The following is a 7,041-nucleotide window of genomic DNA, read 5'->3' as shown; positions in this document are numbered from 1 at the left end:
GGCCTTGAGGTGCTTCTGGTTGATCTTGGAGCCGGTGACGAGGGCTGCGACCTTCTGCTCCTCCTTCACCTTCCAGTCGATATAGGTCTCGATATCAGGATGATCGGCGTCGACCACGACCATCTTGGCGGCGCGGCGCGTGGTGCCTCCTGATTTGATGGCGCCGGCAGCGCGGTCGCCGATCTTGAGGAAGCTCATCAGGCCCGACGAGCGGCCACCGCCGGAAAGGCGTTCGCCTTCACCGCGCAGGCGCGAGAAGTTCGAGCCGGTGCCCGAGCCATATTTGAACAGGCGCGCCTCGCGCACCCACAGATCCATGATGCCGCCCTCGTTGACGAGGTCGTCCTCGATGCCCTGGATGAAGCAGGCGTGCGGCTGCGGATGCTCGTAGGCCGACTTCGACTTGTGGAGCTTGCCGGTCTTCCAGTCGACGTAATAGTGGCCCTGGCCGGGGCCATCGACGCCGTAGGCCCAATGCAGACCGGTGTTGAACCATTGCGGCGAGTTCGGCGCGACCATCTGCTTGGCCAGCATGAAGCGCAATTCGTCATAGAAGGCGGAGGCGTCTTCTTCCGATGAGAAATAGCCGCCCTTCCAGCCCCAATAGGTCCAGCAGCCGGCAAGGCGATCGAACACTTGCTTGGCCGAGAGTTCGCTGACATAGCGCTCATTCTCCGGCAGCAAAGCCAGTGCCTCGGTGTCCGGCACCGAACGCCACAGCCAGGAGGGAACGGTCTCTTCCTCGATCCTCTTCAGGCGCGCAGCAACGCCCGCCTTGCGGAAATACTTCTGCGCCAGAACGTCGGACGCAACTTGAGACCAGAATTCGGGCACCTCGACGTTTTCGAGGCGGAAGACCACCGAGCCATCGGGATTGCGGATCTCAGATGTCGTCAATCTGAAATCAATCTGTGCGTAGGGTGACTGGCCCGTTTTTGTGTGGCGCCGTTCGATTCGCATGGTCGTGCCCCGTTCCTTTTTGCCGGCCGCCGCCGCGGCTGCCGGGTTTTATTGACTGAAGCGATCCCTCCGAACCACCTCGAAAAGGTGGCCTTAAAGTTCGCACGTTTACGAGCCGGTGGACCCGGCCCTTGTTCTCTGACGGTTCAACCGCGGTCCCATCACCGCGGCTGGCCGGTGCATGGCCTCAAAGCGGAGCTCCCCAGCGCCGCTTCAAATCCATGTACTCAACGCCCCAAACTCACTCTTTCGGCCCTAGGTCGGCCTGTTGTTTTCGCACGCTCGAAAGGTCCTTCTCAGTCCTTGGAGGAGGGACAAAACAGCCCTCATCCGCTGCCTCAACCGGCCAGGCGGAGTGGTTATTTTGGAACCCTTTAGGGAGCGACCGGCGGGACCCAAACACACTCGCGCCGAACAGGAAGAGGCTAGGACGACTCCAACGCGCACGTCAAGGAGTAGTGCGAGTTCCTGAATCAAATACTAAATATGGTGGGAAACGGGGAAAACCAGGGACCGAAAGCCGCGCCTGATCGGGCCAAGTATCAGTGAGTCCTGAAGGATTCCCAAGGGAAAAAATTTGTGATCGGGAACCTCGGCTGCGCTTCCTCCCGCTGTTCACAGGCGAAGTATTTTTGTGGGGTCCCGCTTGCCTTGGAGAGACTCACGTAAGGCTACGGGAACTCGGCGCCGAGAGGCCGGTCAGCCATACGGTCCTGACCATGGTTTTGGCGTCTGATCGGGGTCAAAGTGGCTGTCGATTCTCGACCGCCCCATTCGACTTAATCTCCATGACACCTCCGAACCAGCCGGGCGCGAAGACGCGCATCGGGCCCGCCGGGCTCGCCTTCCTCGCCATCACCTCCGTGGGGTGGGGATTCAACTGGCCCGTGACCAAATTCCTGATCGGCTACCTGCCGCCGCTGACCTTGCGTGGCACGACCGGGGTGCTCGGCGCGATCCTGCTGGCGATTCTCGCGCTCGTGTGGCGCCAGAGCTTGAGGGTGCCGCGCGCCTATTGGGGCCGGCTGGTGATGGCCGCGATCCTCAATGTCGGCTGCTGGATGGTGCTGATGGGCTTTGCGCTGGTCTATCTTCCGGCGAGCGAGGCGACGCTGGTCGCCTACACCATGCCAGTCTGGGCCTCGCTGCTGGCGTGGCCGATCCTCGGCGAGCGGCCGAATCTCCTCCGCGTGCTGGCGCTGCTCATGGCCTTTGCGGGCCTCGCCGCCATTCTCGGCGCCCACGGTTTTGCGGCGAGCCTGTCAAAACTGCCGGGAATCTTCATGGCGCTGGGCGGCGCGCTCGGCTTTGCGCTGGGCACGGTGCTCGCCAAGAAATGGCCATTGCATCTGCCGCCGGTCTCCTCCGCGGCCTGGCAGATCGGCATCGGATGTCTTCCGATCGCGATCACCGGCTTTCTGATCGACAAGTCGGATTTCGCCGGATTGACCGCCAACGGCTGGCTGCTGTTCGGTTATTCGACCGTCGGCCAGTTCTGCGTCGCCTACGTCGCCTGGTTTGCGGCGCTGGCGCGGCTGCCGGCCTCGGTGGCGGCGATCGGCACCATGGCGGTGCCGGTCATCGGCGTTGTGACGTCGGCATTCGCCCTGCATGAACCGCTCGGCATTGGCCAGATCGCGGCCCTTGTATTCACGCTCGCGGGCGTTGCGCTCGCGACGCAATCCTGACGTTCCGCACGGCCTTTTGTCCCTCCCTTCGCTGGACAATTCGACCCGCCAGTGGCATCAGAGCCTTCAATCTCCAGCGAAAACGGCCTTCTCGTTATGAAGCAATTCCTGCTCAAGATATTCACCTGGTGGAACGGCCAGACCTTCGGCACCCAACTCTGGACCTATAGGTTCGGTGAACTGGTCGGCGAAGACGAGCAGGGCAACCGCTACTATCGCACCAAGGGTCGACAGATCGATCCGACGCTCGGCATCGAGCGCCGCTGGGTGATCTATAACGGCTATGCCGAGGCGAGCCGCGTGCCGCCGTCCTGGCACGGCTGGCTGCATCACACCGTCGACGTGCCGCCGACGGAAGAAAACTACACGCCGCGCGAATGGGAAAAGCCGCATGTGCCGAACATGACCGGCACGCCAGGCGCCTATCGCCCGTCCGGCTCGACGCTGGCGAGCGGCCGCCGGCCCAAGGCGACCGGCGACTACCAGCCGTGGACTCCCGGAAGCTGAACGCGTTTCACCGCGCCATTATCTATGACTTCGACGGCGTCCTCGCCGACAGCGAGGTGTTGTCCAATTCCGTGATCGCCGAGATCGTCACCGAACTCGGCGTGCCGACGAGCCTCGACGACGCTTACTCCACCTATATGGGCAAGCGCCTCACTGAGGTGATCGAGACCATCGAGCGCGTGATCGGCCGCACGCTGCCGGCGGACTTTACCGATCACTATCAGCAGCGCACTTTCGATGCTTTCCGCGCACGCTTGAAACCGGTCGACGGCGCGCGCGAATTCGTCGAGGCTTGGCGCAGCTTGCCGAATTGCATCGCCTCGTCGTCGTCGCCGGAGCGTTTGCGTCTAAGTCTTGAAGTCCTCGACATGGCGAGCCTGTTCGAGGGACGCGTATTCAGCGCCTCCAATGTCGCGCGCGGCAAGCCGTATCCCGATATCTTTCTTCACGCGGCGAAGCAGATCGGCGTGAGGCCTGCCGATTGCATCGTGATCGAGGACAGCGTGGGCGGCATCACCGCCGCGCGTGCGGCGGGCGCGAACGCTATCGGCTTCACCGCAGCCGGCCATATTCAGCCCGGCTTTGATGTGCGCCTGAGAGACGCCGGCGCCGATCATGTGGTCACGTCATTCGCAGAGCTCGATCGCATTGTTCGTCCGCTGCTGCGCAAATAAGTTATTGAAATGCGATAGTGCAGCGCCCGCGTGCCTGTGAACAACGGGATCAACGGGGACACCGAAGACAGCGCCATTGCGCCACGCGGAGGGCGATGGCTTACTAGGGTCATCTTACGGAGATGGGAAACCACCGCGAACGGATCGGACATCAGATCGCGACTGACCCGATAAGCAGCGGCTTCCGATCAGGATGAGGCCGGGAGATAGGCCCCCGGGATACGACGTCCTGAGATCGCCCGTTTAAATGTGAGGCTACCGTAAGACAGGAAGGCCGCTCGGGAAACCGGGCGGCCTTTTTTGTTTCGTCATTCCGGGGCGATGCGTGAGCATCGAACCCGGAATCTCGAGATTCCGGGTCGCCGCTTCGCGTCGTCCGGAATGACGGTGCGGGACCAGTCGTCGCTCGTCGCCGGAAGCTCGGAACCTTACGGCGCGTAGCGCAGACGCAGTTTCGACACGCCGGCCGTGATGTCGAGGCCGGTGTTCGCTTCCACCGACACAGGCTGCAGCGCGAACGAGCGGCCCGAGCCACCGACGAGGGCATTGGCGCCAAGTCCGACGCCGACTGCCGCATCTGCGCTGACGCCGACATAGGCGCCGGCGAGTCCGCCTCGAATAGGGCCGGCAACCGGCGCAAGCACGGCCCAGGCCATCCGTCCGCCGCGGCTGAAGCCGAGATCAACACCGACGGTCGTGATGCTGCCGAAGTAGCGTTCCGGCGGCCAAGGTCCGTCCGGCGTATACATGCACGAGAGTCTCTGCTTCTCCACCACGATGAGGCCGACCGCCGGCGCGAGGCCGCACCGCAGGGTCCCGACCTTGGTCCGCTGTTGCGCAGACGCCTGGCCGGCGAAAGCCAAAGTCGAGCCAAACACCAGAAGGGTAACCAGTATACGCCCGAGTCTTGATTTCATGTTGTCCTGCTCCATTGACCCCGCGGGTTTGTCTTTCGCGGGGAGATTCCAGCGCCGTGTTATGCCCCGCACCTGTGTCTCATGAAAAGAGCCTCAGCGTGGGAACCACGGCTGAGGCCCTGCTCGATGGAAGAAGAGGTCAACAGAGGCTTGGCGCTCACCCAAGCATTTCGTTCAAAGCGAGAAAGAGCGACACTAAAATCAAATTGAGGATGACGCGGGGTGGGAGCCGACGCGGACCCGCCTGAGCGACGAGCAAGCCATCGATCGGATGGCGAGAGAGGGTATTCCATGCCGACCCGGCGAAATACTAACCTGAGATCGCTGGCTAGTACGAGACGGGAAAGGCCGTCCGAGAAACCGGATGACCCTTTATCGTTTCCGCTCAGTTGGCGGCAAACGAGATCGTGGCGCGATCGTAATCGCCCGAGCCCATGCCGCCCTCAGCGAAGATCTGGTGGTCGGCGATCCAGCCGAACGATTCCTCAAACACTTCTTTCGAATAGGGCTCGAACACGATCCGCTCGCCCGGGCCCCAGCGCCGCGTATCCATCATGGTGTGGAAGCGGTCGGGGAATTCATTCTTGTAATAGTGGGTATAGCGTTCGGGCCGCAGATCGATGTCGCGCTGTGCCAGCCGCAAGGCGGCAAAGTAGCGGCGCACATCCTCCGGCTCCGGCGTGCCCCTGATCATCGCGGCGATCATGAACGTGGTGTCGATGATTTTGCGGAAGCCCAGCTGCTCGGCAAGATAATAGGGGCCGCTGAAGAGGGCGCAGGCTTCGCTCCGGCCGTCGATCAGCCGTTCCATCCGGCTGAACAGCATGCCGTCTTCGAACACGAGGTTGATGTCGGAGGCCGGCATATAGGCCTCCAGCGCCTGGATGGTCGAATAGTGGCTGCCGGACTGGAAGCCGACCGAGATCGGCACGCCGGCGAGATCCGCCGGTGTCCGCACCTTCGAACTGGCGGATACGTAAATCCCTGACGGCGCGACCGAGTACACGTCCGAATACAACTTGGCGTGGCCGTTGGAGGCGGCGACGTTCACCGTCCAGTGGCAGGCGCAACTGACATTCGCCTCGCGCCCTTCCTCGATGCTCTGGAAGGCGCCGCGGCCACCCTTGTTGTGGTGCTGGCCCGCGGTCGAGCGGATCAGTTCACGGAATTCGTAATCGAGCCCCTGATCGCGGAAGTAGCCCTTTTCCTCGGCAACCCACTCCTGAAGTCGAAAATGCGGTTCGACGATGAACTTGGCCATAGGTCCTCCCGTCGCTTGAAAAGAACGTTTCTCGTTGACGCAAGCTTACCGCCGCGCCAACACTTCGGCTATTCCCGAATAGGAATAAAGGATATGGCAAAAGCCACATATCAAGACCTGAACTTGCGGGACCTGCGCATGCTGCAAGCCTTGCTGCAGCGGCGCAGCATTACCTGCGCCGCGCAGGCGATGGAGACGACACAGCCACAGGTCAGCAAGGTGCTTGCGCGTTTGCGCACGAAGTTCTCCGACCCTCTTTTCGTGCGGCAGGGCCAGGCGATGCATCCGACGCCAAAGGCGCTCGGCATCGCCGATCGATTGCACCACCTGCTTGCAGCGGCTGACGGCCTTCGTGCGGAAGAAGCTGAGTTCGATCCGGCCCATTCGGACCGCCAGTTCAGCTTGCTTCTGACCGATGTGGCATGGTGCACTTCTTGCCGCCTCTGATCGCGCGCATTGCGGCGAGCGCGCCCGATATCAAGATCCGATCGGTGCCGCTGGTTGCGCGGTAGTTCGAATATCGGCTCGAGAGCGGGGAGGCGGATCTTGCGTTCGGTGCATTCCCCAAGGCGGCGCGAGTTTTGCGGCGCCAGCGGCTTTATTTCGACGGCTACGCCAGCGTGGTCCGCAAGCGCCACCCGCGGGCGCGCAGATGCCAATCACTCGCGGGCTTCCTGGCCGAGCGCCACATCCTGGTGGCGGGATCGGAGACGGGGCACGCCGCCCATCGCACCGCGCACCGCGTGCTGTCCTCCACCATTGCCGTATCAAACGTCATGTTGCGGGTGCCAAGCTTTATTGCTGGTGCGATCGTCGCGGCGGAGACGGATGGGATCACGACGCTTCCGGCCAATCTGGCGCGCCGTCTTGCGGGACCGCTGGGGCTCCTGGCGTTCGATCCTCCGGTGGCGCTGCCTCGGATTGAGATCGCGCAATTCTGGCACGAGCGTTTCCATCGCGACGTCGGCCATCGATGGCTGCGAAACCTGACCTTCGAACTTTTTGCCGGCAGGGACCATTAGGTCTCACGGTCA

6 protein-coding genes and 2 pseudogenes are annotated in these 7,041 nt (G+C 62.5%); 5 read left to right on the top strand and 3 right to left on the bottom strand.

From position 1 onward, the window contains the following. Positions 1–960 (bottom strand): annotated as a pseudogene (locus tag VFB05_RS17420) (vitamin B12-dependent ribonucleotide reductase); the annotation flags it as partial. A gap of 788 nt (positions 961–1,748) precedes the next feature. Between VFB05_RS17420 and VFB05_RS17415 the strand changes: the two are divergent. The 3 genes from VFB05_RS17415 (at position 1,749) to VFB05_RS17405 (ending at position 3,829) form a co-directional block, all read left to right on the top strand. Continuing rightward, complete coding sequence (locus tag VFB05_RS17415) at positions 1,749–2,648, top strand: DMT family transporter (RefSeq protein WP_325014215.1); 900 nt, start codon at positions 1,749–1,751, stop codon at positions 2,646–2,648. Positions 2,649–2,744: 96 nt separating this feature from the next. Beyond that, on the top strand, positions 2,745–3,155 hold the full coding sequence (locus VFB05_RS17410; RefSeq protein WP_325014211.1) for an NADH:ubiquinone oxidoreductase subunit NDUFA12: 411 nt from the start codon (positions 2,745–2,747) through the stop codon (positions 3,153–3,155). Then, positions 3,137–3,829 carry an HAD family phosphatase gene (locus tag VFB05_RS17405; protein WP_325014209.1) on the top strand — a complete coding sequence of 231 codons (693 nt, stop codon included), beginning with the start codon at positions 3,137–3,139 and terminating at the stop codon, positions 3,827–3,829. Before VFB05_RS17410 ends, VFB05_RS17405 begins: the two co-directional genes overlap by 19 nt. Positions 3,830–4,257: 428 nt before the next feature. Here VFB05_RS17405 and VFB05_RS17400 read toward each other — a convergent pair whose 3' ends face one another. Together VFB05_RS17400 and VFB05_RS17395 are read right to left on the bottom strand one after the other, a co-directional pair. Then, the gene (locus VFB05_RS17400) at positions 4,258–4,746 is read right to left on the bottom strand and encodes a DUF992 domain-containing protein (RefSeq protein ID WP_325014207.1); all 489 of its coding nucleotides are present in this window, start codon (positions 4,744–4,746) and stop codon (positions 4,258–4,260) included. A 385-nt stretch (positions 4,747–5,131) separates the two neighbouring features. After that, the gene (locus VFB05_RS17395; protein WP_325014205.1) at positions 5,132–6,007 is read right to left on the bottom strand and encodes a hypothetical protein; all 876 of its coding nucleotides are present in this window, start codon (positions 6,005–6,007) and stop codon (positions 5,132–5,134) included. Between VFB05_RS17395 and VFB05_RS17390 the strand changes: the two genes are divergently transcribed. Both VFB05_RS17390 and VFB05_RS17385 read left to right on the top strand, forming a co-directional pair. After that, entirely contained in the window at positions 5,981–6,454 is a 474-nt protein-coding gene (locus VFB05_RS17390) for a LysR family transcriptional regulator (RefSeq protein ID WP_325014203.1), read from the top strand. The two genes, VFB05_RS17395 and VFB05_RS17390, sit on opposite strands and share 27 nt — an antisense overlap. A gap of 86 nt (positions 6,455–6,540) precedes the next feature. Continuing rightward, positions 6,541–7,029: pseudogene (locus tag VFB05_RS17385) on the top strand (LysR substrate-binding domain-containing protein); the annotation flags it as partial. Positions 7,030–7,041: the final 12 nt, after the last annotated feature.

Origin of the sequence: Bradyrhizobium sp. (assembly GCF_035652035.1) — a bacterium.
GTDB lineage: Bacteria > Pseudomonadota > Alphaproteobacteria > Rhizobiales > Xanthobacteraceae > Bradyrhizobium.
This window is presented reverse-complemented; position numbering and strand designations above follow the sequence as displayed.